Here is a 25,975-nt window from a genome sequence, read left to right on the forward strand (position 1 = left end):
CGGCCCCCTCCCGCGCGTGGTGGTCTTTGGAAAAGCCCGCACCATCCGGCCGGCCGATTCAGCCGGTCAGACGGTGCGGGAGGTTGCTCAGTTCACGATGCCATCAATCGTTTGCTGGGCTTGGGAGAGGGCTTCGTCAGGCGTCATCTGACCGGTCAGGGCCGCCTGTTCGGCGTCGTAGAGCGCCTTCGAAATCTTCTGCCACTCGGGGTGCGGGCCGCGCGGCTGGGCGTATTGCAGCTGCTCCTGGAACACCGCCAGCGCCGCGTCCTTCTCGGGAATGCCGCTCGCGGGCAGCTCGACATCGCCGCGCGTGGGCAGGTAGCCGAACTCGGGGAAGAGCCGGTCGTCCTGGCTGACGAAGTACTCCAGCACTTGGAAGGCTTCCTCGGGGTGCTCGGTCGTCGACAGGATGCCAAGGTTGAAACCGCCGAGCGCGGAGGAGCGCTCGTCGCCCTCTTCGAAGACCGGAAGCAGGGTCACGCCCCAGTCGAAATCGGCGTCCTCGACCATCCGGTCGATTTCCCACGGGCCCGAGATCGCCATCGCGGCGTTGCCCGAGTTGAAAGTGCCGGTGGAATCCCACTGGCCGAGCGACAGCACATCCTGGCTCAGGATTCCGTCGTCGATCATGCCCTTGACCATCGAGAGCCACTCGCGCGCGCCCTCGGTGTTCACATCCTCATAGCTGCCGCCCGACATCTGGATGACGGGCAGGAACTGGAAGGTGCCTTCCTCGTTGCCCCGGGCCGAAAGGGTGGCGCCGTAGACGCCTTCATCCGGCTTGGTGAGCTGGCGGGCGTCTTCTTCGAACTCGGCCCAGGTCTGCGGCGGCTCCGCGATGCCGGCCTCTTCGAACATGTCCTTGTTGTAGAACACGCCGATGGTGTCGGTGTACTTGCCGACGCCGTAGAGCCGGCCATCCCAGCTGACAGAGTTGAGCGGGCCCTCGAAGTAGTTCTCGGGATTGATGATATCGCTCTCCTCGGCCATCTCGGTGATGTCGAGGAAGGCCCCGCGGCTGGAGAAGAGCGCGAAGTCGGGGTTGTCGAGGCTGACGATGTCGGGCGCGTTGCCGGTGGCATAGGCGCGCAGCGTCTCGTTGACGATCTCGTCGAAGGGCACCGACCGGTAGTCGATGGTGATACCGTTATCCAGCGCATTGAAATCCGCCGAGAACGTATCTGACGGGCCCTCGGATTGCGCGCCGTCGATCGACCAGACGGTCACGGTCACGTTGTCCTGTGCCAGCGCGGGGCCGGCGAGCGCGAGCACCGACAGCGCGGCACCGCCCAAGAATTTGGTTGTCGTCGTGAGTTTCATGTCTTCCTCCCTGTGCGGCATCTGCCGCGTTCGCCCCGGGCTCCTCTTCCCTTAGGGGCAGTGCTCCCGGCGCCGGCAGGCCGCCGCCGGACCAACCTTCAGCCAGAGCGCGCCGGCGATCCCGGCTCCTCCTCCCGAGCTCCGCCGCAGGATTCGCGAGTGACGAGCCGGCACGGCAAACGCCGCAGGCCGGGCTCGACCTCCTTGCCCTCGGAGAGGGCGAGGATCAGCCGCCCCGCCTCTCGCCCGAGGTCCTTGAGATTCATGTCGACCGTGGTGAGCGGCGGCCGCGTGACCGCCGAGACGATCTCCCAATTGTCGAAGCCGACGACCGACACATCCGCTGGCACCGCAACGCCGCGCTCGCGCAGCGCGTCGATGACGCCGCGCGCGATCTGGTCGTTGCCGCAGAAGATGCCGTCCGGCCGCTCGCCTTCGCCAGACCAGAGCCGCCCCACCGCCTCGTGCCCCCAGCTTTCCGACCACTGGCCGTGAAGGACGGGGGCCGCTTCTCCAGCAACCGCGCGGAAGGCGCCGGCACGTTCGCGGACAGAGGCAAAGCTCTCGGGCCCGGTGACATGCACCAGCCGCCGCCGGCCCAAGCCGGCCATCCATTCGACCGCCTCTCGCGAGCCCTGCGCATCGTCCGAGACGAGCGTGACCGCATCGGCGGGCGCATCGGTGAAGGCGTAGACGACAGGGATCGCGATGTCGGAGACATCGACAGGCAGCCGCCGGTCGATCCGCTTGCCGGTCAGGATGATGCCGTCGACCTGCTTGTCGAGCATCGCGTCCAGATAGCGGCGGCCGGCCTCGGCATCGTCCTCGATATTGCACATGAAGACCGACACGCCGACATCCACCAGCGCCTCGGAGACGCCGGCCATGATGGGCATCGTGAAGCGCCCGTAGCTGTCGTTCGTGATCAACCCGACCGTCAGGCTGCGCTGGCTTATCAGGGCCCGCGCCATGGCGTTGGGGCGGAAGCCCAGCTCTTCGGCCACGCGGCGCACCCGCTCGCGGGTTTCGCTCGTCATCCGGCCCGTGCCGTTCAGAGCCTTCGATGCCGTTGCGACGCTGACGCCGGCCGAAGCGGCCACGTCGGAGAGACGGATGCGGACGGGAGCAGTGGCCAAACCGGCCTCCTGAGAAAGCGTTTTCTCATGCAGGGAAATCGTTTTCTCAATTTCTGTCAACACGTCTCTTAACCTTTCTCTCTGGCCGCCCCTTCCGGCGGCCGCGGCAGGCTCAGCTCAGCGAGGGATCGCCGCCGCCGTATTGAGCGGAAACGTTCACGAAATCGCCGCCGCGGCAGGCTTTGAGGTGGTTCAGCGCATGGATCTGGCCGGTCATCTCCAGTGCGTCGCGGTAGACCGGATCGTGCCATCCTTCGATGTCGATCGCGCCCGAATAGCCGGCCAGCCGCAGCTCGCTGATGATGTCCGTCCAGTTCGAATCGCCGAAGCCGGGCGTGCGCATCCAGACGAACTCCTCGCGCCCGAAGATCCCGTGCTCGCGGATCACCTCCCAGCGGATGGTCGCGTCCTTGCCGTGAACGTGGAAGATCTTGCCCGCCCACTTCCGGATCTGTGGCAGCGGGTCGATCAGGTAGACCATCTGGTGGCACGGCTCCCATTCGAGGCCGAGATTGTCGTCGGGCGTCTCGTTGAACATCAGCTCCCACGCGTCGGGATTATGGGCGATGTTCCAGTCGCCGGAGCGCCAGTCGCCCTCCATCGCGCAATTCTCGAAGGCGATCTTCACGCCCTTGTCGGCGGCGCGCTTGGCGAGCTCGGACCAGACCTCTTTGTACTTCGGCAGGCTGTCGGTGAGCGGCTTGCCCCGCACGCGGCCGGTGAAGCCGGCCACGCAGGTGGCGCCGAAATGGTGCGCGTTGTCGATGCAGTCTTTCCAGCCCTGCAGCGTCTCGCGGTCCATCTCCTGATCTTCGAGCGGGTTGCCGAACATGCCGAGCGTAGAGATCGTGATGTCCCGGTCGCCGATGGCATCGCGGCAGCGTTTGCCAAGCTCGGCGAGGTCCTGGCCGTTCGTCGTCTGCCAGAAGAACGGCTCGAAGCTTTCGAAACCCATATCGCGGATCTCGCCTATGCGATCCGCCGCCTCGCCGCCGCTGGCGCTGACCATGGTGCCGATGCGGATTGCCTTCGCTGGGTCGCTCATGCGGCGCCTGCCTTCCTGTTGTCGCCGAACTCCACGCGACGGCCGGTTTCCGCGCTCTCGATCGCGGCAAAGACCATGGCAAGGCTTCGGATGTTGTCGGTATTGGCCGAGAGCGGGTCGCGCCCGTTTTCGAGCGCGTCGATGAAATCGAGGATCACGCCGGCATGCCCCTCCGCCGGCAGATCGGGCACCTGCGGCACCTCTACCGGCCGGGTGGGGCGGAAGAACCCCTCGTCGCCATCGCGGACCGCGCCCTCGATGCCGAGATTGCCGTCCCAGAGGACGGAGCCTTTCGTTCCGTTCACGCGCCAGCCGCTCTCCCAGCTCGTCGGCGCACCCTCGGCGCACCACGAGCCGCGGTAGGAGAAGGTCGCGCCATCCGCGCAATCGAAGAGGGCATTGGCGCTGGCCCCGTGGGCGAACCACGAGCCCTTGGGGTTCGTCTCCTGGCAATAGACGGCCACGGGCTCGGCCGGCAGCAGGAAGCGCGCCGCGTCGAACGTATGGATCGCCATGTCGAGAAGCAGAACGTGCTCCATCTCTTCCCGAAAGCCGCCGAAATGCGGGCCGAGGAAGAAATCAGCGTGCAGTCCGGTGATCTCGCCCAGCTCGCCGCTCTCGATCAGCGCCTTCATCCGGCAGATGCCCGGCAGGTGGCGGCGGTTCTGAACGACGGCGTGCACGCGGCCATGGCTCTGGGCCAGCCCCAGAAGCTCCTGCGCCTCGGCAAGCGTGGCGGCCATCGGCTTTTCGGACAGCACATCGCAGCCATGGGCCAGAGCAACCTCAACCACGCCGCGGCGGGCAGGGGGGATGACCAGGTCGAAGACAACGCCGGGCTGGGTGGCCTCCAGGATCGCGGCCAGGTCGTCGCCAGTCTTGGCCTCGCCGTAGCCGTACTGAGCTGCCTTCTCGGCCGCCAATCCGGCGTCGAGATCGACGAAACCGACCAGTTCGATCTGCTCGGCAAGCCGGCTCGTGTCGCAGATGGCCTCGAGCCACCCGTTCGACATCTGACCGCAGCCCACCATGACGGCGCGCACCATAGGTATTACTCCCTGCGTCACGGCGCCTCCGACTCACCGTAAACGTTTACGACGCTACCGATGGCTGCCGATTTGTGTCAAACGATTTCTGGAAACGTTTACGGGATCGCATTCATGACAGGGATACGGGCGCTCGCGCGCCACCTGGATCTTTCCATCGGCACGGTCAGCCGGGCGCTGAATGCCAAGCCCGATGTCAACGCCAAGACCCGCGCCCGCGTGCTCGCGGCAGCGCGCGAGCTGGGCTACCGTCCCAACCATTCCGGCCGCTCTCTGCGCAACGGGCGCACCCAGACCATCGGCCTGGTGCTGGAGACGGGCAGTGCCAGCACCCTTGGCGGCGATACCTTCTTCATGCACCTGATTGATGCCATGCAGGAGGTCCTGACAGCGCAGGGCCAGGACCTGATCCTGCTGCCCTGCCGCTCTGCCGACGACCCCATAGAGTTCCTGCGCCGCACGGTGACGCGCCGCACGGTGGATGCGCTCGTCATCACCGCCACCCGCCGGCATGATGCCCGCATTGCGATGCTGGTGGAGGATGGCATGCCGTTTCTAGCGCTGGGGCGTAGCGAAACGCCGGGAGACTACCCCTGGATCGACCTCGACTTCGAAGGCGTGGCGCGCCGGTCGGTCGAGGAGCTCGTCAAGCTCGGCCACCGGCGCATCGCCGTCGCTGCCCCGCGCCGGGATGTAAATCTCGCGCATGTCTATCTCGACAGCTATCGCGCCGCGCTGCGCGATCACGGGCTTCCTGTCGACGAGGCGCTCATCCTGCGCGCCAGCGCCAGTGAGAACGGCGGTCGGAGCGTGGCCGAAGAGCTTCTGGCGATGCCGGACCGGCCAACCGCGGTCCTTCTGGGGCAGGAGCTGATGGCGATCGGCCTCTACACCCGTCTGGGCGAGGCCGGCCTGACCCCCGGCCGCGACCTGTCTGTGATCGGCTTCCGCCAGAACAGCCAGCTGCGCTTCCTGCGCCCGAACCTCGCCTGCTTCGCCCTCGACCTCCGCGCGCTTGGCCAGGCTGTCGGGGAGACCGCCCTGGGACTGGCCAGCGCCGAACCCGCGGGCGAGCCGGCGGGCATCGTCTGGCCGATGAGTTACGTGCCGGGCGACAGCGCTCAGCCGCCCGGCCTCGCCGGGTGAGCTACCCATGATGCCAGCGGGGTGCCGCGGCGCGGCGTGACTCGTGGCGCTGAATGACTACAGTGGTGCTCCCGCAACCCATGTCTGGAGGAGCCAATGACCAAGGAATATCTTGACCATCCGCGGGCCGTCAGCGGCGCCCGTGTCAGGGCATATGCACAGATCGAGCGCCAGAATGGCGACGAGGCGGCGCATCCCGCCATCAAGGGCCTGCACCGCGCGCCCGCCACGGCCGGAGGGCGCCTGAAGCCCTATACGCGCATCGAGCGCGGGCGCACGGCCTGATCGAGCACTAGGCGCGCGGCGGCCACGCCGGCGCGCGCTACCGGTGCTGCCGGGCATCGCGCCCGTGGCGACCTATAGAATTAGCGAGGTATTCACCGTGTTTTGGGTGGCGGCACGCACCGACCCGCCCTGAAATCGCCGCCTTTGCCGGGCCTCTTGGGGCCAACCGCGCAAGACGGACGAGCACATGACCTACCTCATCATCCCCTCGGGCTGCCCGCTGGCTGCCGGCACGGCGCGTGCCGCGCCATGACCATGCAGCCCCGCCCGACCTACGAATTCCACGACAGGCTCGCCGCCAAACTGGCCGAGCGCGAGGAGAAGGCCACGCCGGCCATGCGCCGCCGTGGCAATGGCGGCGGGAGGGCCATTCTGCTGCTCGTCGCCATCGCGGCAATCATGGCCGCGCTGTACCAGACCTTCGAGCGTCCGGCGGAGCTGGGCAATGCCGTCCTGGCGACCCAGGTGGATAGCCTTGAGGAGCTTGCAGCCGCTGCCCTGCCGCCCTCGGGTACGGTTGATGCAGGCACGCTCGCTGATGCGCTTCAGGGCTGGGCCGCGCTGCACGTTGGGCCGGTGGCCCAGACGCTGGAGCCCACGCAGCTGCTCATCGTGGCCGGCACGCTGGCGCTCTTCGCCGTGATCTTCGCGCTGCTGATCCTGAAGCTCGCGATGCGCGTCTTCTTCGGCAATCGCCACCGCTCGATCCGCGACATGGGGATCAACTAGGCCCTAGCCGGGCTAGAAGTCGACCTTCACGCCCGGCAGCTTGAGCGCCTTCATCGTCTCGCGCAGCTCGGCCCGCGCCGCGATGCCCGAGAGGCTGAGCCCCTTCACCCCCGCATCGCGCAGGTCGAGCAGGGTCAGCCCGCGGGGGAAGAGTTCGCGGAAGATCACCCGCTCGCCGAAGCCGGGGCCAACGCGAAAGCCGATGCGCTTAGCCAGCCGCTCCACCGCGCTCTCGATCTTGGCCTTGTTGATCATGTGCTGCGCGCCGATCCGGTTGCGCATGACGACCCAGTCGAGCGGCTTCATGCCTGCGCTGGCCCGGCTCTGCCGCGCCGCCCAGACCATCTCGGAATAAACTGAGGGGCCGAGGATCTCTTCCCCCTCCGGGTCCATCCGGGCGAGCATGTCGAAATCGACGAAGCTGTCGTTGAGCGGCGTCACCAGCGTGTCGGCAAGGGCGTGGGCCATCTGGCTGATGCGGCTGTGGGCTCCGGGGCAATCGATCACCGTGAAGGCGCAGGCACTGTCGAGTCGGTCGATGGCCTCGGCGAAGCGGCGGTCGATCGCATGCTCGCCGGCGGCGATCTGGTCGGCGCCGATCTTGGGCAGCTCGGCCACCTCGGGCGTAGCGAGATCCAGGCCCTCGCGGGCGATCGTGGCGCGGCGGTTTTCCATGTAGCGGGCGAGGGAGCGCTGGCGCAGATCAAGGTCAATCACGCCGGTCTTGTGGCCCATCCGCGAGAGGGCCGTGGCGATATGCATGGCGGTCGTGCTTTTGCCCGCGCCGCCCTTTTCATTGCCCACGACGATCAGATGCGCCATGTCGCCCGATGCCTCTTTTGCTGATGCCCCGGCCCGTCCATAGCCGGGCTGAAGGGTGAGGAAAAGCGAAGCCTGCCGCTTCGGCAGATGTCGAATGACGTAGGCCCTTGATCGAATCTCACGGTTTCGTTACTTCGCCTGCCAAAGGATGAGGTGACGTGGCCGTAAAGTACGCCATTCAGTCAGGCGCCACGATCTTCGGACTGGGCTTTGTCGCCTGGTTCGTCTGGGCCGGCATCGCGCTTCTACGCGGCTGACCGGTTCGCCCCCTGTCCGGCGCCTAGCTCAGGGGGAGAGGCGCCGGGCAGGCCATCGCCCAGCCGTCGCATTGCAGCTTTGTCTCGTCGGTCGTGTGCCAGCAATAAACACCCGTGGGCAGCAGCTCGAGCACCCAGGTCACGGGCTGCCCGTCGGGGCCGAGGCGGCTTTCGCCGTCGAGCGCCAAGGTCAGCCGCTCCTCCTCCACGCTCACCACGTCATAACCGCCGCTCAGGCACTGGTTGTACTCGTAGTCGGTGATCGGCTCTTCCCATGTGATGACCAGCCGCGAGCGGTCGGCAGGAAAGCTGAAGCGGTGCGGGTTGAGACAGCTGGCGTCGCTGTCGAACTCATGGCCCCAGGAGGACGCCGCAAGCCGTTCGAAAATGTCGGCCTGCACAGGGGCGGCGAGGCCGGCCAGCAGAAGGGCGGTCGCGATGCCGGAGGCTGCGTTCATCTCGTCACTCCCGTCCGCCCATGAAAAAGGCCCGCGGCGAGTATCGCGCGGGCCTTTCCGTGTCGCAATGGCGCGAGGCTTTTAGAAGCCGAGGCCCGCGTACTTGTTCTTGAACTTCGACACGCGACCGCCGGTGTCGAGCAGGCGGGTCGAGCCGCCCGTCCACGCCGGGTGCGAGGTGGGGTCGACGTCGAGCGACATGGTGTCGCCTTCCTTGCCCCAGGTCGATTTCATCTGGATCATCGTGCCGTCGGTCATCTTGACGTCGATGAGGTGATATTCGGGGTGGATACCGTCTTTCATCGCTTCTCTCCTCAGGCGCCGGCTTGGTCGGACAGCGGCTTGTAGTTCTGCACTTCGGCGATCCGGGCTTTCTTGCCGCGGCGATCGCGCAGGTAATACAGCTTGGCACGGCGAACACGGCCGCGGCGCACCACTTCGATCGACTCGATGTTGGTCGAGTAGAGCGGGAAGACGCGCTCGACGCCCTCGCCGAAGGAAATCTTGCGAACGGTGAATGTCCCGGCGATGCCAGCACCATGCTTGCGGCTGATGCAGACGCCTTCGTAGTTCTGCACGCGGGTGCGCGTGCCTTCCGTCACCTTGTAGCCGACGCGGATGGTATCGCCGGCCTTGAAATCGGGAATGGTCTTCCCGAGTTCGGCGATCTGTTCCGCCTCGAGTTGTGCGATCAGGTCCATGCCTGTCACTCCTATCACATGCGGGTTGGCCCGCTTGGTGGGGACGCCTTGAGAGCTCTTGGTCTTCGTTCGGGTCCGCCCCTAATGGGCGCCCGCCAGAGATCAGGTGTCGTCATTCTCTCGTGCCGTTGCCCGGGGCAGCGTTGGCGGAAGAAGGCCATTGCCACAGGCAGACGGGTCCGCAGGCCGATTCCGGCCGCCGACCGGGGGCGTATAGGCCCCCCGGCCCTGCGGATCAAGGGGGATGCGGGGGCTCAGGCCTCGGCCGCCTTGCGGGCGCGGATGAGCGTGAACACCCCGGCGGAGACGACGATGGCGGCGCCGACCGCGACATGCGGCTCCAGCGTCTCGCCAAAGACGATCAGGCCGATGGCGCTGGCATAGACGAGCTGCAGGTAGGCGAAGGGCTGCACCACGCTCGCCTCGGCCAGCTCGTACACCCGGATCAGCAGCCAGTGCCCGCTGGCGCCCGAGATGCAGAGCACGATCATCCATGCCCAGTCGCCGCCCGTCATCGGCTCCCAGAACCACTGGCCGACGGCAGTGGTGAGCACGGCGCCGGAGACGCCTGTCCAGAAGAAGGTCACCGCCGTCGGGTCGCGCCGGGCGACGTAGCGGTTGAGCAGCGAATAGAGCGCGAACATCAGCGCCGAGGCGAGCGGCAGGATCGCGGCGGGGGCGAAGACGCCGAAGCCGGGCTCAAGGATCACCAGCACGCCCACGAAGCCCACCCCGATGGCCGCCCAGCGGCGCCAGCCCACCTTCTCGCCCAGCACCGGGCCGGAGAGGGCGGCGACGAGCAGCGGGTAGGCGGCAAAGATCGCATGCGCCTCGACCAGCCCCAGCGCGACGAAGCCGGCGACCATGATGAAGATCTCAGCCGAGAGCAGCAGCGACCGGAAGATCTGCACGGCGGGCTGGCTGGTGGCGGCCGCGGCGCGGACAGAGCCGGTGCGGCGAAGGGCGACGGTGATGACGAAGGCGGCGAAGAACCAGTAGCGGATCATCACCACCATGAAGACGTTGTATTCCCCGGCGAGGTGCCGGGAGATGCCGTCCTGAAAGGCGAAGACCAGCGTGGTCAGCACCATCAGCCAAATGCCCTGCTTGTCGCTGGGTGACATCCTAGAGGTGCCCCACACTCATATGGCGCTTGCGCCCGTAGCCAGACTGACGCGTGACGGCGAAGCCCGCCTCGGCCAGTGCCCGGCGGACATGGCCGGCGGCGGTATAGGTGGCAAACGTGCCGCCCGGCGCCGTGTGCCGGGCGACCTGGGCGAGCAGCGCCTGCTCCCAGAGCTCGGGGTTCTTGGCGGGCGAGAAGCCATCGAGAAACCACGCATCGGCGCGCCCGCCCCAGCGGGGCAGGGTTTCGCGGGCATCGCCCTCGATCACCGTCAGAAAGGCCGGGCCGATGTGCCAGGGGGCAGGGCCCCGGGCCATGGCATTGCGCAGCGCCTCGGCCTCCGCCGCGAGGGCGGGGAAGGCGGCATGGGCCTGGGCGAGGTCGCCCGGCGACAGCGGGAAAGCCTCGAAGGAGACGTATGAGAAGCCGCCCGTGGTGCCCGAGGCACGCCAGGCGGCCAGCGTGACCAGGAAGTTCAGCCCGGTGCCGAAGCCGAGCTCGGCGATGGAGAAGCCGTCGGTGAAGCGCCCCGGCAGGCCGTTACCGGCGAGGAAGACATGCGCCGTCTCCGCCGCGCCATCGGCCATCGAGAAATAGGGGTCGTCGAAGCGCTCCGACACCGGCACGCCGTTCGTCCACCCTACGCCTGCCTGCTGGCCCTGCATCTCACCCTGTCCTAGAACGGCGCGACCATGCGGGCCGCAAGGGGGATTGGCAATGCGTGACCTCACCGTGATGGGCGCCGGCGCCTTCGGCCTTTCGATCGCCTGGGCGGCTTTGAAGCGCGGCGCGAGAGTGCGGGTGATCGACCCCGGCGGGCCGGGGGCGGGGGCCTCGGGCGGCGTGGTGGGCGCGCTCGCCCCGCATGCGCCCGAGGGCTGGGACGCGCTGAAGGCCTTCCAGTGGGAGGCGTTGATGCTGGCCGAGCGCTGGTGGGCCGAGGTTGAGGCCTCGGGCGGTGTGCCCACGGGCTACGGACGGCTCGGGCGGTTGCAGCCCCTTCGCGACGATGCCGCTGTCGAGCGGGCGAGGGGGCGAGAGGCCGGGGCGTTGGAGCATTGGGGCGAGGCGGCGCGCTGGCGGGTGATCCCGGCGGCAGACGGTGGCGCCTTCGCCCCGGCCTCGCCCTCGGGCTGGCTGGTGCAGGACGATGCCTCTGCCCGGATCGCCCCCGCGGCGGCCTGTGCGGCGCTCGTGGCGGCGGTGGTCGCGCGTGGCGGCGAGGTGGTGCGGGAGGGTGAGGCCGAGGGGCGCGTGGTCTGGGCGATGGGCGCGGCGGGGCTGGCGGAGAGCGGCCTCGGTGCCGGGGTGAAGGGGCAGGCGGCGCTGCTGCGGCTGGACAGGCGCGATGCCCCGCAGATCTCCGCCCCCGGCCTGCACATCGTGCCCCATGCCGACGGAACGGTTGCGGTGGGTTCGACCACCGAGCCGGAGGCGGAGGGGCTGGAGACAGACCAGCGGCTGGACAAGGTGCTCGCCAAGGCCGCCGCGCTGATCCCTGAGCTGGCGGAAGCAGAGGTGCTGGCCCGCTGGGCCGGCTGGCGCCCGAAGGCGCGGCAGAGGCTGCTGCTGGGGGAGTATCCGGGGCGACCGGGGGCGTACATCGCGAACGGCGGCTACAAGATCGGCCTGGGCCTGGCGCCGCTGGTGGGCGAGCGGATGGCGGAGCTTGTGCTGGAGGGGTGGGCGGATATCCCGGCGGAGTTCCTGGCGGCGGAGGGGATGGCGGGCTGAAGCCCGCGCTACGGGGTTCGGCCCCCGAGGCCCCTGTAGGGCGGGCTTCAGCCCGCCGCCCCCCACACACCGCTCGACCCAAAGAAACCCCAGCCCTCGTGCCCCCTCGCACGCCGGCCCGTGGGGTGGCGCTCCTCCCTTTCCGCTACCGCGCTTTATGCCCGTTACACCCCTCCCAGCGGCCAGCTCCGCGCTACCGTCACCAGAGCGCCAGCCCGCCGGGACGGGCCGGCGCTCGCGCGGCGGGCTGGCGCCCTTGATTCCGCGCGGGGGCGGAGCGGTGAGGGTTACTCGGTCGAGCTCGCGTTGGGTCGCACCCATACCGCCCCTCCCTTGCCCCCGCTCCGCCCCTCGCCCATGGTGGCCGCGCCCAGCCAGAAGGAGCCGCATCCATGCGCCACGGCGGACAGATCCTCGTCGACCAGCTCGTGCGCCTCGGGGCGCGGCGGGCCTTCTGCGTGCCGGGCGAGAGTTACCTCGCCGTGCTCGACGCCTTCCACGATGCGCCCATCGAGCTCATCACGGCCCGGCACGAGGGCGGCGCCGCCATGATGGCCGAGGCGAGTGCCAAGCTCACCGGCCAGCCCGGCCTCTGCTTCGTCACCCGCGGGCCCGGCGCCGCCAATGCCGCCGCGGGGCTGCATGTCGCGCGGCAGGATTCCACGCCGATGATCCTCTTCGTCGGTCAGGTGCCGCGGGGCCACAAGGATCGCGAGGCCTTCCAGGAGGTCGACTACCGCGCCGCCTTCGGGGGACTGTGCAAATGGTCTGCCGAGGTGGGCGAGACGGAGCGCCTGGCCGAATATGTCGCCCGCGCCTGGCATGTCGCCGTCACCGGCCGGCCCGGCCCGGTGCTGCTGGCGCTGCCGGAGGACGTGCTTTCGGCCCGCGCCGAGGTCGCCGACATCAGCCACGCCCCCATCGAGCTTGCGCCCACCTTCGAGAGCACCGCGCAGGATGCGCTGGGCTGGCTCGCCGGGGCCGAGCGCCCGTTGGTGGTGGTCGGCGGCCCGCATTGGTCGGAAGAGGCCGCGGCCGATCTGGGGCGCTTCGCCAGCGCCCAGGGCCTGCCGGTGGCGCTGAGTTTTCGCCGGCAGGACTACCTCGACAACCGGCACCCGAACTATGCGGGCGACCTCTCCGTCGGCGGCAACCCCAAGCTCTTTGCCCGCCTGAAGGAGGCTGACCGCCTGCTGCTGCTCGGCACAAGGCTCGGCGAAAATGCCTCGAAGAGCTATACGGCGCTGGAGCCGGGGGCCCCCGGCCCCGCCATCCTGCATGTGCATGCCAGCCCCGAAGAGAGCGGCCTCGTCTGGCGGCCCGACATGACGGTCACCGCCGACGCAGTGTCTTTCATCCGCGCCCTCGCCCGGCAGGCACCTCTGGGCCGCGATTGGTCGGCCTGGACGGGGGCGCTGAGGGCCGATTACGAGGCCTGGGTCTCGCCCCGCCAGACGCCCGGCGCGGTGAAGATGGAAGAGGTGGTGAGCTGGCTGTCGGAGAACCTGGCGGACGAGGCCATCGTCACCAACGGCGCTGGCAATTACGCCGCCTGGCTGCACCGCTACTTCCGGTTCCGCCGCTTCCGCTCGCAGCTCGCGCCGACCTCCGGCTCGATGGGCTACGGGCTGCCGGCGGCCATCGCGGCCTGCATCGAGCATCCCGGGCGCCCGGTGATCTGCATGGCGGGCGACGGCTGCCTGCAGATGACGATCAACGAGCTGTCGACCGCGGCCCAGTACGGCGCGGCGCCGATCGTGGTGGTGGCCAACAACGGCCGCTACGGCACGATCCGCGCCCATCAGGAGCGGACCTATCCCGCCCGGACGGCCGGCACCGAGCTGGCCAACCCCGACTTCCCGGCGCTGGCGCGGGCCTATGGCGGCTACGGCGAGCGTGTGGAGCGGACGGAGGATTTCCCCGGCGCCTTCGCCCGCGCGAGGGAGGCGGGAACACTGGCGATCATCGAGCTGATGCTGGATCCGGAGGCGCTATCGCCGGGCCAGACGCTGAGCGAGGCGCGGGCGGTGGGCGAAGCGCGGGGGTAGGAGCCGCCGCCGCTATCGCAGCGGGCGATCTGCCGGGAGGCGGCGACGCGAGTGACACGCTTGCACGCCGGACCGTGGGGTGGCGCTGCAACATCCGAGCGAAGCGCTTTATGCCCGCCAAGCCCCTCCCCGCTCACCGCGAAACACCGAGCCCAGCCAGAGCGCCAGCCCGCGGGGACGGGCCGGCGCTCGCGCGGCGCCTGCGGCTTGATTCCGCGCGGTGAGAAGCAGCAGAGAGGTCTCTCCCAAGGGCGCAAAGCCAAGGTGGATCGCAACCCCAACCGTAGGGTGGGTTTTCAATCCACCGCGCCCCTATGCCCTAAGCGCGGCGCTCCATCACCGACAGCCCCAGCGCGGCCTGAGCCGTCGCCGCGATGTGTTCCGCCGAGAGGCCGGCCACCCGGTACATGTCCTCCGGCGAGCTCTGGTCGATGAACACATCCGGCAGGCACATGGGCCGGAAAGCCAGGCCCTTGTCGAAGGCGCCGTTCATCGCGAGCAACTGGCCGACATGGCTGCCGAAGCCGCCCACCGCGCCTTCTTCCACCGTGATCAGCGCTTCGTGGTCGCGCGCGAGCTGCAAGATAAGCTCCTCGTCCAGCGGCTTGGCGAAGCGGGCGTCGACCACAGTCGGCTCGATGCCCTTCCTCGCCAGCAGGTCCGCCGCCTTCTCGGCCTCGGCCAGCCGCGTCCCCAGCGAGAGGATTGCCACGCGGCTGCCCTCGCGGATCACCCGGCCCTTGCCGATCTCCAGCGGCTCCGGCGACTCGGGCAGCTCGACGCCTACGCCCTCTCCCCGCGGAAAGCGGAAGGCGATGGGCCCGTCGTCATGCGCCGCGGCCGTGGCGACCATGCGCACCAGCTCGGCCTCGTCTGCCGCCGCCATCACCGTGAACCCGGGCAGGTTCGACAGATAGGCCACGTCGAAGGCACCCGCGTGGGTGGCCCCGTCGGCGCCCACCAGCCCCGCACGGTCGATGGCGAAGCGCACCGGCAGGCGCTGGATGGCGACGTCATGCACGACCTGGTCGTAGCCGCGCTGCAGGAAGGTGGAGTAGATCGCGCAGAAGGGCTTCATGCCAGACGCCGCCAGCCCCGCCGAGAAGGTCACCGCGTGCTGCTCGGCGATGCCGACGTCGAAGCAGCGGCCCGCGAAGCGCTCCATGAAGGCCTGCACGCCGGTGCCGTCGGGCATGGCCGCCGTCACCGCGACGATCTTGTCGTCTTTCTCGGCCTCGCGGACCAGCGCGCCCGAGAAGACGCTCGTGTAGCTCGGCGCGTTGCTTTTCGCCTTGCTCTGCTTGCCAGTCACCATGTCGAACTTCGCGGTGGCATGGCCGCGGTCGGCCGCGCCCTCCGCCGGGGCATAGCCCTTGCCCTTCTTCGTGATCGTGTGGATCAGCACCGGCCCGTCGGCGCGGGCCTTCACGGTGCGCAGCACGGCCATCAGCTGCTCCATGTCATGCCCGTCGATGGGGCCGACATAGGAGAAGCCGAGCTCTTCGAAGAGCGAGCCGCCGACTGCCATGTGCTTCAGCACATCCTTCGCCCGCTTGGCGCCCTCGCGGAACGGGCCGGGGAGGAGGCTCACCGCCCCCTTTGCCGCCGCCTTCAGCTCCTGGAAAGGCGCGCCGGCGTAGAGGCGCGACAGATAGGCGCTCATCGCCCCGACCGGCGGCGCGATGGACATCTCGTTGTCGTTGAGGATGACGATCAGGCGCTTGCCGAGATGGCCGGCGTTGTTCATCGCCTCATAGGCCATGCCGGCGCTCATCGCGCCATCGCCGATCACTGCGATGGCGTCGCCAGTGCCCTCCGCCCCCAGCTCCCGCCCCATGGCAAAGCCGAGCGCGGCGGAGATAGAGGTGGAGCTATGGGCGGCGCCGAACGGGTCGTAGGGCGACTCGCTGCGCTTGGTGAAGCCGGAGAGACCGTCCTTCTGCCTCAGGGTGCGGATGCGGTCGCGCCGACCGGTGAGGATCTTGTGGGGATAGGCCTGGTGCCCGACATCCCAGATGATCTTGTCGCGCGGCGCGTCGAATGTGGCGTGCAGCGCCACGGTCAGCTCCACCACGCCAAGCCCCGCGCCCAGATGCCCGCCGGTGACCGAGACGGCAGAGATCGTCTCCTGCCGCAGCTCGTCGGCCACCTGGCTGAGTTCGCGCAGGCTGAAGGCCTTGAGATCCGCCGGGGTATGAACCCGGTCGAGCAGGGGGGTCTTGGGGGCGTCGTTCATCTACCTACCTTCGCCGCGAGATGGCGAACCGTGCCGCAGCTCGCAATGTCTCGGCCTTCGCTCCGTAAGGAGAGATAGCAGCTTCTGCCGCTTCGGCCAGTTCCGCCGCCCTTGCCCGGGCGCCTTCGACGCCCAGCAGCGACACGAAAGTGGCCTTGCCGGCGCCGGCATCCTTGCCGGTCGCCTTGCCCACCTCGGCGGCGTCGCCTTCGACATCGAGCAGGTCGTCGGCGATCTGAAAGCCCAGGCCCAGGGCTGCGCCATAGGCGGCGAAGGGGGCCGGGTTCTCGCCGGCCATCCGCGCCCCGGCCATGGCCGACCAGGCGAGCAGCGCGCCGGTCTTGCCGGCCTGCAGCGCCTCGATCTGCGGCAGCGTAAGGGGCGTGGCGGCACTTTCGGCGGCAATGTCGGCCGCCTGGCCGCCGACCATGCCGTGAATGCCCGAAGCCTCGGCCAGCGAAGTCACCAGCGCCAGCCTTGCATCGGCCGGGGCGACGAAATCCGCCGCCAGCGCGAAGGCCAGCGATTGCAGCGCATCGCCGGCCAGCACGGCGGTGGCTTCGTTCCACGCCTTGTGCAGGGTGGGGCGGCCGCGGCGCAGATCGTCGTCATCCATGCAGGGCAGATCGTCATGGGCCAGCGAATAGGCATGCATCGCCTCGATGGCCGCTGCGGGCCCGCCGGCCTCGGCGGCGGTGATGCCGAAGATGCCCGCGCTTTCTTCCACCAGATAGGCGCGCAGGCCCTTGCCGCCTTCCACCGCATAGGCCATCGCGGCGGGCACCTCGCCCTCGGCGCCGCGCAGCGCCGCGGTGATGCGCGCCGAGGCACGGCCGCCGGCCGCTGTCATGGCGGCGATCAGCTCGTCGCCCATGTCAGGCCTCGAACGGCTCTGTGCCCGTGGGGTTGCCGCCGGCGAGGGTGATCTTCTGCACCTTCTCCTCGGCCTCGGCGAGCTTGGTTTCGCAATGCTTCTTCAGCTCTGCGCCCCGGTTGTAGAGCGCGATGCTCTCTTCCAGGGGCACCTCGCCGCGGTCGAGCTTGGTGACGACCTGCTCCAGCTCGGACAAGGCCGCCTCGAAGCTCATCTCTTTGACCGGTGTCTCGCTCATGCCCGCTCCTTCAACACGCTCACGTGGGCTGCCACGCTGCTCTCCAGCGCCGCAAGGTCATAGCCTCCTTCTAGCAGGGAGACCAGCTTGCCGCCGCAAACCTCGTCGGCCACATCGCAGATCATGCCCGTGAGCGTGGCGTAATCCTCGGTGCGCATCAGCAGCCCCGCCAGTGGATCATCCTGATGTGCATCGAAGCCGGCGGAGACGATGAGAAGTTCGGGAGAAAAGTCGCGGACGCGGGGCAGAATCTCCCGCTTCCAGAGGCGCAGGATCTCGGCGCCCGACGCCTCGTTGTGGAGCGCGACGTTGAGCACGTTGTCAAACTCGCCGGTCTCATTTGGGTCGCCGGTGCCGGGGTAAAGCGGCATCTGGTGGGAGGAGGCGAAGAAGATGCGCGCGTCGTCCTCCACGCAATCCTGCGTGCCATTGCCGTGGTGCACGTCGAAATCGAGGATGGCGACGCGCGAGAGCCCGTGATGGTCGAGCGCGGCCTTGGCGGCGATGGCGGCATTGGCGAGCAGGCAGAAGCCCATCGCGGTGGCGCGCTCGGCATGGTGGCCGGGCGGGCGCGTGGCGACGAAGGCATTGCCCACCTCGCCGGAGAGCACGAGATCTACGGCCTTCACGGCGGCGCCCGCCGCGCGGAAGGCGGCGCCGAGAGAGCCGGGCGAGAGCGTCGTGTCGGCATCGAGCCGGCGCCAGCCTTCCTCGGGCTCGGCATTGCGCAGGCTTGTCAGGTAGCTCTTCGGGTGCACGCGCAGGATGTCGCTTTCCGCCGCCAGCGGGGCGTCGCGCCGGTCGAGCGCCATGCCCTCCAGCGCGGCCATAACGGCATCGAGCCGGGCGACCTGTTCGGCATGGCCCGGCGGATTGACGTGTTGCCAGCAATCGGGATGGGAGAGGAGCGCTGTTGTCATTGGCGGAAGGAACCAGCTTGGCTCGCCCGGCGCAAGGGCGTGCGCAGGCTCATGCCAGCCGCCGCGCCGTCGCTCGCTCCGCCAGGCCCAGCCGAGCGGCGATGCGGCGCTTCAGGCTCTGCGGCGGCGGCACCTCGTGGTCCATCTCCCAGGTGGTGCCGGCCAGGCTCGGGTCTGACCAGAGCGCCAGCTTGGCGCCCCAGGCGGCAGAGACCTCAGGGCTGAGGCCATCGGGGATGCCCATGCCGGTGTTCAGCGCGCCCGGCATCCAGTCGTTGATGACGATGCGGGGGAAGCGGGCGCCGAGATCGGCGATCATGGCGCGGGTCAGGGCGCGCCCGGCCTCCTTGCTGACGGAATAGGCGCCGCTGCCTGGCAGGGGCGCCATGCCAGCATAGCTGGAGACGTTGAGGATGCGCCCCTCGCCCGCCGCCACCATGTCGCGCAGCGCCTCCTTGGCGGCGGCGGCATAGCCGGTGAGGTTGATGGCGATGACGCGGGCGAAATCCTCGGCGCTCTCCTCGATGAAGTCGCCACGGGGGTAGATGGCGGCGTTGTTGATGAGGATCGACACGGGGCCCTCCGCGCGGATGCGAGCGAAGGCTTCGGTGAGGCTGGCGGGGTCGGCCACATCCGCCGGGGCGGCGATGAAGCCTGGGCCGGCGAGCGCCGCCGTCTCCTCCAGCGCCTCTGCCCGGCGGCCAATGCCGGCGACGCGTAGGCCTTTGCGAGTCAGCTCGACCGAGAGTGCCCGCCCGAGCCCGCTGCCGGCACCTGTGACGACGGCGATCACGGGCGCTCCGCGATCTTGGCCGCCACGCGCAGGGCATGAGCGGCGATGGTGAGCGAGGGGTTCACCCCCATCGAGCTGGGCATGAAGCTGGAATCGGCGACCCAGAGGTTCTCCACCCCATGCACCCGCCCGTCGGGCGCGAGGACCGAGCGGGCCGGGTCGGCGCCGAAGCGCAGCGTGCCACAGGGATGGCCGAGGTTCGGCTCGAAGCTGTTCGTCAGCATGATGACCGGCCGCCCGATGCGGCGGATCTGGCGGCGGAGCATGCGGCGCCGCTCCAGAAGCTCATCGGCGATGCGGTATTCGATGCGCATGGCGCCGTCCGGCCCGGTGAGCACGCGGTTGTGGTCATAGGGCAGATCCTCCAGCAGGCCGACGAAGATCTTCGCGCTGCCGAGCAGCCGCATGGCCAGGGCCGCGGGCAGGCGCGCGGCCTCCTGCGCCAGGCGAGAGCGGCCGGCGGCGTGGCGCGACAGGCCTTCGCGGATGGCATAGAGCACGGCGCCAAAATCGGCCTCCACCCCCAGCGCCTGCACCATGCCAAGCCGGTGGCCCTGATGCGCGTAGAAATCGCGCAGGCCCACGGCCTTGGCGGCGCCGGTGCCCCGGGCTGCGCGGCCAGGAAAGAGGGCGAAGAGCTCGTTGAAATGGAACATGAGGCCCCGCCCGGCGAGGCCGGAATGGTTGCCGCTGCCCTCCGGCCAGGCCTCGCTGGCCGAGGCGGCGAGCAGGCGGGGGGAGTTCAGCGCCCCCGCCGCCAGCACGACATGCGGTGCAGTCAGCTCCGTCACCTCGCCGCCCCGCCGGACGGTCACGCCGGTGATCCGCTGCCCGTCGCCGGTCAGGCGCAGCACCTCTGCCTCGTCCCACAGCTCCGCCCGCCCTGTGGCGAGCGCCGGTTCGACCCCGGCGGAGCGGCCGTCGCGCTTGCAGTCGCGGGGGCATTTGCGCCCGACGCAGCCGAGGCAACCCTCGACGCTGCGGATGGCGCTGTGCAGTTGGTAAGGGTGCCGCCCGGCACGGCGCAGGGCCTGCAGGATGGCCTCGTCGCCGCGGCCCAGCGGGGCGGGGGGCAGCAGGGCAGGCTGCGGCTCCTGCCCCAGTGGGTCGGGCGCGCCGCGCACTTCGTAGAGCTGCTCGGCCTTGTCGAACCAGGGCCGCATCTCGTCCCACCCCACGGGCCAGCCGCCGGTGGGGTGTGGCATGGCGGGCGTGCTTTCCAGATCGTGCCGCTCCGGCCGCTCCAGCGTGGCAGCGTAGAAAACGGACGAGCCGCCGACAGTGCTGCCGATCACCGGGTCTCTGCGCTGCTCTGCCCCGTCGAGGGCCAGCACCGCCGGCTCGGGCCAGAGCCCGTGCAGGCTGCGCGCGAAGGCATCGGCAGGGCCGATCTCGGTGCCGTTCTCCTCGGCCCGCTGCCCCGCACGGCCCTTTTCGAGGAAGAGCACCCGCAGCCCGGCCTCGGCCAGCGCGCGCCCGGCGGTGCCGCCGCCCATGCCGGTGCCGATGACGATCACGTCGAACGTCGCCGCCTCCGGCATCAGCCCTCTCCGCTGAGGAAGGGCAGGAACAGCCCGCGCAGCGCCATGGCGCCGCGATTGGTGAGGTGGTTGTTGTCGTGATAGACCGGCACGCCGTGGATCTGCGCCGAGCAAACCTCGGGGCAGAGTGCCGGCCAGGGGTCGATCACATGGATCGCGCCGCTATTGGCCAGCGCCCAGATGGGCTCTTCCGCCGGGCGCACCCGGCCCGCCAGCTGCTCGCTGGGCGCGACGGAGCGTTGGGCGAGTGCCGCCGGGTCGATCTGGCGGTGCGCGACGAGGCGGGCCAGCTCGCGGCTGTCGAAATCGGGGATCTCGGGCACTTGGCGGAGCACGAAGATCTCGGGGATGCTCTGCGCGATCTCCTGCACCGTCAGCGCCCAGGCGCCGGCGTAGAGCTCGGCCTGCGGCCCCTCGGGCAAAGGCGAGCCGGGGGCGGGGCGCAGGGCGATGTGGTTCTCCTCGTCGATGCCGATGCCGCCGCCGTCAGCGTAGTAGGTCCAGCGGCCGACCAGCAGGATGCGCCGCACGCCGTCCTCCGCCAGGGCGGGCAGGGCGGCGCGCATCGTCTCGGTGGCGCGCAGGCAGGCGGCATCTTCGGCGGGGGTGACGGCGCTTTCGGTCTTGGCGAGGCCAAAGAGCGGCGGGCAGCCGGCGTGCCAGACGATCAGGCCGGGCGTGCCGCTTTCCGTCGCCGCGAGGCCCAGCCCGTCCATCAGGGCGCGCAGATGCGAGTCGCCGTAGATCAGCACCTCGGGCGGGCCGTCCGGGCCGATGGCGCAGCTTTCCACGCCCGCCAGCGGCCCGCTTTCGGCTACCGAGCAGCGGCTCCAATCCTGCAGAAAACCCCCGGCGGCGGCGATGTAACCGCGCGCCTCGGGCCCGAAGCGCCGGGGCAGGCCGTCGCTCTGCCAGAAGACCAGCCCGGCCAGCATCGTCATCGCCAACGCACCGCCGGTGGCGCCCACGAGGACGGGCGGGCGCAGGCCGAGGCGCCCGTGCCGCAATGGCTCCTCCACATAGGCCCAGGAGAGGGTGGCGAGCGCCACGGCCAGCGCCAGCCAGACCAGAGCCTCCAGCGGGCCGGCATAGCTGCCGCGCCAGTAGAGCGAGAGCGCCAGCACAGGCCAGTGCCAGAGGTAGAGCGAGTAAGAGATGCGGCCGACAAAGCGCAGCGGCGGCAGTGCCAGCAGCCATGTCACCGGCCCGCGCTGCCCCGATTGCCACAGGATCAGGGCCGCCCCGGCCACCGGCACCAGCGCCTGCCAGCCGGGAAAGCCCTCGGGCCGCAGCAGGAAAGCGCCGGCCACGACCAGCGCCAGCCCGGCGAAGGCGGCGAGCGGTTGGCTCGGCGCCTCGCGGTGCAGCAGCGCCCGGGCGAGCAGCACGCCGGTCAGCAGCTCCCACGCGCGGAAGGGGAAGAGGTAGAAGGCGGTATCTTGCGCCTCAGGCGTGACCCAAAGGCAGGCGGCCAGCGAGGCGGCCCAGAGCAGCACCAGCACCGGTATGAGGGCGCGGCGCACAAGGTAGAGGGCCAGCAGCGTGACGGGCAGGACGAGGTAGAACTGTTCCTCCACCGACAGCGACCAGGTGTGCAGCAGCGGCTTCGATTCCGCCGCCGCGTCGAAATAGCCGCTCTCGCGCCAGAACTGGATGTTCGAGAACCAGGCCGAGGCCGCGATCAGCGACTTGCCGTAGTCCCGCAGTTCATAGGGCAGCAGGATCACCAGCGCCGCCACGGATGTGACGAGAGCGACCAGCAGGAAGGCGGGTGCGAGGCGGCGGATACGGCGCAGGTAGAAGCGGCCCAGGCGAACACGGCCCGTCTCTTCCAGCTCCTTCAGGAGCAGCCCGCCGATGAGGAAGCCGGAGATGACGAAGAAGACGTCCACCCCCGAAAAGCCGCCACTGAAGGGGCCGAGGCCGAAGTGGTAAAGCACGACAGACGTCACCGCGAGCGCCCGCAATCCGTCGATGGCGGGGCGGTAGGTCAACCGGGGTCCGGTGCCTGTGGTATAGGCCTGCGCGTCTATGTCTCTGCCCTTTCCCCATCGCTACGTGGGGATTGTGGCGAAAGATACGCGAAAATCCGCCGACATGCGACGTTTTTGAGCCGCGCTTTGCGAGAAAGCTCCAGCCCTATTCCGCCGGTGTCAGGCGGCGGTGCCGCCGCGACAGCACCGCCCATGTGGCGGCGTAGAGCAGCATGAGCCCGCCCGCGAGCAGGGCGGCGTAGAGCCCGAGCGCTTTGAGCAGCCCGCCCTCGGGCAACAGGGCCCAGGGGGCGGCGGGCCAGAACTCGGGCAGCACGACAAGCGCGAAGAGCGCCAGCGCCAGCATCGCGGCCAGCAGCGTTGGCACCTGCACGCCGCGCGCGGGCGCCCGCAGCGCCTTGCGGGCCGAGGCAACGAGCCGGTTCACATCGGCCTGGATCGCCAGAAGCGCGGGCACGACCAGCAGCACGAGCAGCGTGCCGAAGGCCAGGCCGTAGACCAGCGTGATCACGGTGGGCTTCAGGAACTCCGCCTGCACCGAGCCTTCGTAGAGCAGCGGCGCCAGGCCGAGCACCGTGGTCGCGGTAGTCAGGAACACCGGGCGCAAGCGGTCGCCCACCCCGTCGACGATGGCGGGCAGAAGGCCGCGCTTTTCGGAATATTCGTCAATCGTCGTTACCAGCACGATGGAATCGTTGATGATGATGCCGATCATCCCAAGCAGCCCCACCAGCGAGAACATCGACAGCGGAATGCCCCATTGGTCATGCCCGAAGATGGCGCCGATCAGGCCGAAGGGGATGATGGCCATCACGATCAGCGGCCGCGCCCAGGACGAGAAGATCCACGCCAGCACCAGATAGATCGCCAGCAGGCAGAACATCGTGCCGAACCTTGCGCCGTTCAGGAACTCGGCCTCCTGCTCACTGAGGCCGCCCATATCAGTGCTGACGTGGTAGCGCTCTTCCAGCCGGGGCAGGATATCGCCCTCGATCTGGCTCATGATCTCGGCCGCGCGGTCGGCGTCTTCATCGTCGAGCCCCGCGGTGACAGAGATCAGCATCGTGCCGTTGATGCGGCGGACAGAGGAAAAGCCGTTGCGCTGCGTGACCGTCACGATGTCGGCCAGCGGCAGATAGGTGCCGTCGGCGGCGCGCATCATGGTGCGGTCGAGGAAATCGGCGGTCAGCTCGTCATCCGGCAGGGCGACGCGGATGGTGGCGCTGCGCGGCCCGTCCGGGAAGCTCGCCGCCTCGATGCCACCGAGCCGGTCACGCAGGGTGGAGCCGAGCTGGTCGATGGTAAAGCCGAGGGCGCGTCCCTGCGCCGTCAGCGACAGGATCAGCTCTTCCTTGTCATAGGCGAGGCTGTCCTCCGGCCCCGAGACCTCGGGGAATTGCCCCAGTTCGGCCTTCAGCGCCTCGGCGGCGGATTTCAGGATCTCCGGCGTGCCGCCCGACAGCTCGACATCAATCGCATCGCCCCCCGGCCCGGTGCCCCAGGAGCGGAAGCTCACCGTCTCGGCCATCGGCAGCGTTTGCGTGGCGGCCTGCAGATCGGTGACGAACTGGCCGGATGAGAAGGGCCGGGCGTCGGCATCGATCAGCTCGATGGTAATTGCGCCGAGCTGATAGCTTTCCTTGTCGTCGGCGCCCTGCAGCGGGCGGCCGTTGTTGCCGCCGATCTGCGCGATCACATAGTTGATCGGGTTGATGCCGTAATCGGCCTCGTATTGTGCGCCCACCTCCTCGGCGGCGCGCTGCATCTCGTGCATCTGGTCGAGGCTGTCCTCGCGCGTGGCGCCCGGCAGCATGGCGAAATTTCCGCCGACGGTGCCCTGCTCCGGCGACGAGAAGAAGCGCCATTGCACATCGCCGCGGATCAGCATCGCGCCCTGCCAGGCGAGCAGCAGCAGCGCCAGCGCCACAACGGGGTAGCGGGCGACGATCACCAGGCGCACCAGCGGGCGGAACAGTCGCTCGGTGACCCAGCGCATGCCCTTGTCGACCTGCCGGCTCGGCCAGTCGTACCAATGCGATTGCCCCGCACTCGCCAGACCGTGGGCGAGGTGGTTCGGCAGGATGATGAAGCACTCGATCAGGCTCGCCGTCAGCACGGCGATGACGGTGAAAGGAATATCCGAGATCAGATCGCCGAAGCGCCCGCCGATGAGCACCAGCCCATAGAAGGCAATGATCGTCGTCAGTGTAGCCGAGAAGACCGGCAGCACCATGCGCCGCGCCGCATTCTCCGCCGCCACCTTCGGTGGCTCGCCCAGGCGCGTGGCGCGGAAGTCGGCATGCTCGCCCACAACGATGGCGTCATCCACGACGATGCCGAGCGTGATGATGAGCGCGAAGAGCGACATGATGTTGAGCGTCAGCCCGAAGGCATACATCACCGCGATGGCGGCGCACATCGAGACGGGGAGGCCGAGCGCCACCCAGAGCGCCGTGCGCGAGTTGAGGAACAGGAACAGCAGCAGCACGACCAGCCCCAGCCCCATGGCGCCATTGTCGAGCAGCAGCGACAGGCGGGCGGTGATCTCCTTCGCCGTCGAATTGACGAGGTCGATGGAGGTGCCGGCGGGCAGGGTGGCGACCATCTCGCGCGCCACTTCGCGGGCGGCTTCCTCGATGGCGATGGCATCGCCCTCGGCGCTGCGCGAAATGTCGATCTGCATCGCCGGGTTGTCGCCCACGAAGAGCGCGCGCTCGCGGTCGATGGCGAGCGTCTGCACATTGGCGACATCGCCTATCGTCAGCGTGGTGCCGTCGGGGTTCTGCTCCAGCACGATGGCGGCGATCTCGGCGGCGCTGCGCCGCGCCTCGCCGGTGCGCAGGCGCTGGGCGCCGGCATCGCCCGCCGGGTCGGCACTGACCTCGCGGGCGATGGCCTGCGAGATTTCAGACATGCCGAGATCGTAGCGGATCAGGCTGAGCGAGGGCACCTCGACCAGGATCGACGGTGCCGCGATGCCGGAGATCGAGGTTTGCGTGACGCCGGCCTCGAAGAGGCGCGAGACGTATTCATCGGCGAATTCGGCCAGCGGCGCCGTGCCGATTGGGCCCGTCAGGATGGCCGAGGTGACCCGTTCTGCCCAGCCGCCGCGGCTGACGCGCGGGTCGCCCGCACCATCGGGCATGTTGATGGAATCGACGGCCTCCTGAACCTCCTTCTCGGCATTGTCCATGTCGGCGCCCGGCTCGAAGCTGAGGCGGATGAAGGCCCGCCCCTCCGACGAACGCGCGTCAGAGCCGGTGACACCACTGACGCCGCGCAAAGCGGGTTCGAGCGCCTGCACGATGGCGCCATCGACATCCTCGGCCCCCGCGCCCGACCACGAGACCGAGACGGAAATGGAATCGATGATGACATCAGGGAAGAACTGCGCCCGCATGCGCGGAAAGGCGATGATGCCGGCCGCGATCATCAGCACCATCACCAGATTGGCGGCGGTTCTGTGGCGGGTGAAGTAACTAAACATCGCCTGGCCTCCGGGCGGCGAGGGCGGCGGGGCAGC

Annotated in this window: 23 protein-coding genes; 5 read left to right on the forward strand and 18 right to left on the reverse strand. The window is 69.2% G+C overall.

The features are described from left to right. Window positions 1-87 precede the first annotated feature (87 nt). The 4 genes from ACXN5S_RS03305 to ACXN5S_RS03320 all read right to left on the reverse strand — a co-directional run bounded on the left by ACXN5S_RS03305 (window position 88) and on the right by ACXN5S_RS03320 (window position 4,550). Window positions 88-1,323 (reverse strand): ABC transporter substrate-binding protein, encoded by a 1,236-nt coding sequence (locus ACXN5S_RS03305; protein WP_458603957.1) that lies wholly within the window; start codon window positions 1,321-1,323, stop codon window positions 88-90. A 98-nt stretch (window positions 1,324-1,421) separates the two neighbouring features. Then, window positions 1,422-2,459: a LacI family DNA-binding transcriptional regulator gene (locus tag ACXN5S_RS03310; RefSeq protein ID WP_458603958.1), complete on the reverse strand. Its 1,038-nt coding sequence runs from the start codon at window positions 2,457-2,459 to the stop codon at window positions 1,422-1,424. A 112-nt stretch (window positions 2,460-2,571) separates the two neighbouring features. Then, entirely contained in the window at window positions 2,572-3,504 is a 933-nt protein-coding gene (locus ACXN5S_RS03315; RefSeq protein ID WP_458603959.1) for a sugar phosphate isomerase/epimerase family protein, read from the reverse strand. Continuing rightward, window positions 3,501-4,550, reverse strand: a complete 1,050-nt coding sequence (locus ACXN5S_RS03320; RefSeq protein ID WP_458603960.1) for a Gfo/Idh/MocA family protein — start codon at window positions 4,548-4,550, stop codon at window positions 3,501-3,503. The genes ACXN5S_RS03315 and ACXN5S_RS03320 overlap by 4 nt, the downstream gene beginning before the upstream one ends. A 114-nt stretch (window positions 4,551-4,664) precedes the next feature. Between ACXN5S_RS03320 and ACXN5S_RS03325 the strand changes: the two genes are divergently transcribed. The 3 genes from ACXN5S_RS03325 (at window position 4,665) to ACXN5S_RS03335 (ending at window position 6,710) form a co-directional block, all read left to right on the forward strand. Beyond that, a complete protein-coding gene (locus ACXN5S_RS03325) occupies window positions 4,665-5,696 on the forward strand; it encodes a substrate-binding domain-containing protein (RefSeq protein ID WP_458603961.1) in 1,032 nt (343 codons plus the stop codon). Window positions 5,697-5,792: 96 nt separating this feature from the next. Next, complete coding sequence (locus tag ACXN5S_RS03330) at window positions 5,793-5,981, forward strand: hypothetical protein (RefSeq protein ID WP_458603962.1); 189 nt, start codon at window positions 5,793-5,795, stop codon at window positions 5,979-5,981. Between the two features lie 249 nt (window positions 5,982-6,230). Then, window positions 6,231-6,710, forward strand: a complete 480-nt coding sequence (locus tag ACXN5S_RS03335) for a hypothetical protein (RefSeq protein WP_458603963.1) — start codon at window positions 6,231-6,233, stop codon at window positions 6,708-6,710. A gap of 12 nt (window positions 6,711-6,722) precedes the next feature. On the opposite strand, the gene ACXN5S_RS03340 is transcribed toward ACXN5S_RS03335, so the two are convergent. The 6 genes from ACXN5S_RS03340 to mnmD form a co-directional block, all read right to left on the reverse strand. Continuing rightward, window positions 6,723-7,532: a division plane positioning ATPase MipZ gene (locus ACXN5S_RS03340; RefSeq protein ID WP_458603964.1), complete on the reverse strand. Its 810-nt coding sequence runs from the start codon at window positions 7,530-7,532 to the stop codon at window positions 6,723-6,725. A 280-nt stretch (window positions 7,533-7,812) separates the two neighbouring features. Further along, a complete protein-coding gene (locus ACXN5S_RS03345) occupies window positions 7,813-8,247 on the reverse strand; it encodes a hypothetical protein (RefSeq protein WP_458603965.1) in 435 nt (144 codons plus the stop codon). An 81-nt stretch (window positions 8,248-8,328) separates the two neighbouring features. Continuing rightward, entirely contained in the window at window positions 8,329-8,550 is a 222-nt protein-coding gene (gene rpmE, locus ACXN5S_RS03350) for a 50S ribosomal protein L31 (protein ID WP_458603966.1), read from the reverse strand. Window positions 8,551-8,561: 11 nt separating this feature from the next. Beyond that, the gene (gene rplS, locus ACXN5S_RS03355; RefSeq protein WP_458603967.1) at window positions 8,562-8,948 is read right to left on the reverse strand and encodes a 50S ribosomal protein L19; all 387 of its coding nucleotides are present in this window, start codon (window positions 8,946-8,948) and stop codon (window positions 8,562-8,564) included. 254 nt (window positions 8,949-9,202) lie between these two features. Continuing rightward, window positions 9,203-10,072 (reverse strand): DMT family transporter, encoded by an 870-nt coding sequence (locus ACXN5S_RS03360; protein WP_458603968.1) that lies wholly within the window; start codon window positions 10,070-10,072, stop codon window positions 9,203-9,205. A 1-nt stretch (window position 10,073) separates the two neighbouring features. Then, window positions 10,074-10,739, reverse strand: a complete 666-nt coding sequence (mnmD, locus tag ACXN5S_RS03365; protein WP_458603969.1) for a tRNA (5-methylaminomethyl-2-thiouridine)(34)-methyltransferase MnmD — start codon at window positions 10,737-10,739, stop codon at window positions 10,074-10,076. 52 nt (window positions 10,740-10,791) lie between these two features. On the opposite strand from mnmD, the gene ACXN5S_RS03370 reads away from it, so the two are divergent. Continuing rightward, complete coding sequence (locus ACXN5S_RS03370; RefSeq protein WP_458603970.1) at window positions 10,792-11,808, forward strand: NAD(P)/FAD-dependent oxidoreductase; 1,017 nt, start codon at window positions 10,792-10,794, stop codon at window positions 11,806-11,808. Between the two features lie 392 nt (window positions 11,809-12,200). Beyond that, a complete protein-coding gene (locus ACXN5S_RS03375) occupies window positions 12,201-13,856 on the forward strand; it encodes a thiamine pyrophosphate-dependent enzyme (protein WP_458603971.1) in 1,656 nt (551 codons plus the stop codon). Between the two features lie 319 nt (window positions 13,857-14,175). Here ACXN5S_RS03375 and dxs read toward each other — a convergent pair whose 3' ends face one another. The 8 genes from dxs to ACXN5S_RS03415 form a co-directional block, all read right to left on the reverse strand. Beyond that, window positions 14,176-16,092: a 1-deoxy-D-xylulose-5-phosphate synthase gene (gene dxs / locus ACXN5S_RS03380; RefSeq protein WP_458603972.1), complete on the reverse strand. Its 1,917-nt coding sequence runs from the start codon at window positions 16,090-16,092 to the stop codon at window positions 14,176-14,178. 4 nt (window positions 16,093-16,096) lie between these two features. Continuing rightward, window positions 16,097-16,966 carry a polyprenyl synthetase family protein gene (locus ACXN5S_RS03385; RefSeq protein WP_458603973.1) on the reverse strand — a complete coding sequence of 290 codons (870 nt, stop codon included), beginning with the start codon at window positions 16,964-16,966 and terminating at the stop codon, window positions 16,097-16,099. A gap of 1 nt (window position 16,967) precedes the next feature. After that, entirely contained in the window at window positions 16,968-17,204 is a 237-nt protein-coding gene (locus ACXN5S_RS03390) for an exodeoxyribonuclease VII small subunit (RefSeq protein ID WP_458603974.1), read from the reverse strand. After that, window positions 17,201-18,124, reverse strand: a complete 924-nt coding sequence (locus ACXN5S_RS03395) for a histone deacetylase family protein (protein ID WP_458603975.1) — start codon at window positions 18,122-18,124, stop codon at window positions 17,201-17,203. Before ACXN5S_RS03395 ends, ACXN5S_RS03390 begins: the two co-directional genes overlap by 4 nt. Window positions 18,125-18,173: 49 nt before the next feature. After that, complete coding sequence (locus ACXN5S_RS03400) at window positions 18,174-18,917, reverse strand: SDR family oxidoreductase (RefSeq protein WP_458603976.1); 744 nt, start codon at window positions 18,915-18,917, stop codon at window positions 18,174-18,176. After that, complete coding sequence (locus ACXN5S_RS03405) at window positions 18,914-20,458, reverse strand: GMC oxidoreductase (RefSeq protein ID WP_458603977.1); 1,545 nt, start codon at window positions 20,456-20,458, stop codon at window positions 18,914-18,916. Before ACXN5S_RS03405 ends, ACXN5S_RS03400 begins: the two co-directional genes overlap by 4 nt. Next, window positions 20,458-22,452: an acyltransferase family protein gene (locus ACXN5S_RS03410; protein ID WP_458603978.1), complete on the reverse strand. Its 1,995-nt coding sequence runs from the start codon at window positions 22,450-22,452 to the stop codon at window positions 20,458-20,460. The genes ACXN5S_RS03405 and ACXN5S_RS03410 overlap by 1 nt, the downstream gene beginning before the upstream one ends. 145 nt (window positions 22,453-22,597) lie before the next feature. Further along, the gene (locus ACXN5S_RS03415) at window positions 22,598-25,939 is read right to left on the reverse strand and encodes an efflux RND transporter permease subunit (protein WP_458603979.1); all 3,342 of its coding nucleotides are present in this window, start codon (window positions 25,937-25,939) and stop codon (window positions 22,598-22,600) included. Window positions 25,940-25,975: the final 36 nt, after the last annotated feature.

Source organism: Pseudoroseicyclus sp. H15 (assembly GCF_054353345.1).

Excerpts from the sequence above, each read along its gene's own strand:
- ACXN5S_RS03415 (WP_458603979.1), bottom strand. The coding sequence starts at position 25,939 with ATGTTTAGTTACTTCACCCGCCACAGAACCGCCGCCAATCTGGTGATG.
- ACXN5S_RS03360 (WP_458603968.1), bottom strand. The coding sequence starts at position 10,072 with ATGTCACCCAGCGACAAGCAGGGCATTTGGCTGATGGTGCTGACCACG.
- mnmD (WP_458603969.1), bottom strand. The coding sequence starts at position 10,739 with ATGCAGGGCCAGCAGGCAGGCGTAGGGTGGACGAACGGCGTGCCGGTG.
- ACXN5S_RS03395 (WP_458603975.1), bottom strand. The coding sequence starts at position 18,124 with ATGACAACAGCGCTCCTCTCCCATCCCGATTGCTGGCAACACGTCAAT.
- ACXN5S_RS03305 (WP_458603957.1), bottom strand. The coding sequence starts at position 1,323 with ATGAAACTCACGACGACAACCAAATTCTTGGGCGGTGCCGCGCTGTCG.
- ACXN5S_RS03345 (WP_458603965.1), bottom strand. The coding sequence starts at position 8,247 with ATGAACGCAGCCTCCGGCATCGCGACCGCCCTTCTGCTGGCCGGCCTC.
- ACXN5S_RS03325 (WP_458603961.1), top strand. The coding sequence starts at position 4,665 with ATGACAGGGATACGGGCGCTCGCGCGCCACCTGGATCTTTCCATCGGC.
- ACXN5S_RS03370 (WP_458603970.1), top strand. The coding sequence starts at position 10,792 with ATGCGTGACCTCACCGTGATGGGCGCCGGCGCCTTCGGCCTTTCGATC.
- ACXN5S_RS03335 (WP_458603963.1), top strand. The coding sequence starts at position 6,231 with ATGACCATGCAGCCCCGCCCGACCTACGAATTCCACGACAGGCTCGCC.
- ACXN5S_RS03385 (WP_458603973.1), bottom strand. The coding sequence starts at position 16,966 with ATGGGCGACGAGCTGATCGCCGCCATGACAGCGGCCGGCGGCCGTGCC.
- ACXN5S_RS03320 (WP_458603960.1), bottom strand. The coding sequence starts at position 4,550 with ATGGTGCGCGCCGTCATGGTGGGCTGCGGTCAGATGTCGAACGGGTGG.
- ACXN5S_RS03390 (WP_458603974.1), bottom strand. The coding sequence starts at position 17,204 with ATGAGCGAGACACCGGTCAAAGAGATGAGCTTCGAGGCGGCCTTGTCC.
- ACXN5S_RS03340 (WP_458603964.1), bottom strand. The coding sequence starts at position 7,532 with ATGGCGCATCTGATCGTCGTGGGCAATGAAAAGGGCGGCGCGGGCAAA.
- dxs (WP_458603972.1), bottom strand. The coding sequence starts at position 16,092 with ATGAACGACGCCCCCAAGACCCCCCTGCTCGACCGGGTTCATACCCCG.
- ACXN5S_RS03330 (WP_458603962.1), top strand. The coding sequence starts at position 5,793 with ATGACCAAGGAATATCTTGACCATCCGCGGGCCGTCAGCGGCGCCCGT.
- ACXN5S_RS03315 (WP_458603959.1), bottom strand. The coding sequence starts at position 3,504 with ATGAGCGACCCAGCGAAGGCAATCCGCATCGGCACCATGGTCAGCGCC.
- rplS (WP_458603967.1), bottom strand. The coding sequence starts at position 8,948 with ATGGACCTGATCGCACAACTCGAGGCGGAACAGATCGCCGAACTCGGG.
- rpmE (WP_458603966.1), bottom strand. The coding sequence starts at position 8,550 with ATGAAAGACGGTATCCACCCCGAATATCACCTCATCGACGTCAAGATG.
- ACXN5S_RS03375 (WP_458603971.1), top strand. The coding sequence starts at position 12,201 with ATGCGCCACGGCGGACAGATCCTCGTCGACCAGCTCGTGCGCCTCGGG.
- ACXN5S_RS03405 (WP_458603977.1), bottom strand. The coding sequence starts at position 20,458 with ATGCCGGAGGCGGCGACGTTCGACGTGATCGTCATCGGCACCGGCATG.